The 1,019-nt window shown below is 65.5% G+C and carries 1 protein-coding gene; it reads left to right on the top strand.

What is annotated here, in order from left to right; translation table 11 throughout:
• Positions 1 to 1,019 (top strand): 3-hydroxyacyl-CoA dehydrogenase family protein (locus tag A5695_RS11335; RefSeq protein WP_231974788.1); only part of this gene is annotated, 1,019 nt, incomplete at both ends.

Genomic DNA, 1,019 nt, shown 5'->3' with positions numbered 1-1,019 from the left:
CGGATGTTCGGCATCCAGAAGGCGTTCATGGAGGTGCTCTCGCAGGGCACCCGCTTCAGGCCGGACAAGGCCAAGGAGGTCGGACTGGTCGACGAGCTGGTCGGCTCGGTCGAGGAGCTGGTGCCGGCCGCCAAGGCGTGGATCAAGGCCAATCCTGAGGCGCACACCCAGCCGTGGGACGTCAAGGGCTACAAGATGCCCGGCGGTACCCCGTCGTCACCCTCACTGGCGGCCATTCTGCCGTCGTTCCCGGCGCTGCTGCGTAAGCAGCTCAAGGGCGCGCCGATGCCGGCACCGCGGGCGATCCTGGCCGCCGCGGTCGAGGGCGCGCAGGTGGACTTCGACACCGCCAGCCGCATCGAGAGCCGTTACTTCGCCTCGCTAGTCACCGGCCAGGTCGCCAAGAACATGATCCAGGCGTTCTTCTTCGACCTGGCCCACATCAATGGCGGTGGCTCGCGCCCGCAGGGCATCGAGCCGGTCACGATCAACAAGATCGGCGTGCTGGGCGCGGGCATGATGGGTGCGGGCATCGCCTACGTGTCGGCCAAGGCCGGCTTCGAGGTGGTGCTCAAGGACGTCAGCATCGAGGCCGCGCAGAAGGGCAAAGGCTACTCGGAAAAGCTTGAGGCCAAGGCCCTTCAGCGGGGCAAGACCACCGAGGAGAAGTCCAAGGCGCTGCTGGATCGCATCACGCCGTCGGCCGACCCGGCCGACTTCAAGGGTGTGGACTTCGTGATCGAGGCCGTGTTCGAGAACCAGGACCTCAAGCACAAGGTGTTTCAGGAGATCGAGGACATCGTCGAGCCCCACGCGCTGCTGGGGTCGAACACCTCGACGCTGCCGATCACCGGTCTGGCGACCGGTGTGAAGCGCCAGGAGGACTTCATCGGGATCCACTTCTTCTCACCGGTGGACAAGATGCCGCTGGTGGAAATCATCAGGGGCGAAAAGACGTCCGACGAGGCACTGGCCCGGGTGTTCGACTACACCCTGGCCATCGGCAAGACCCCGATCGT

The organism is Mycobacterium sp. E1747 (assembly GCF_001667775.1).
GTDB lineage: Bacteria > Actinomycetota > Actinomycetes > Mycobacteriales > Mycobacteriaceae > Mycobacterium.
The sequence above is the reverse complement of the archived record's forward strand: the minus strand, read 5'-3'. Positions and strand labels throughout refer to the sequence as shown.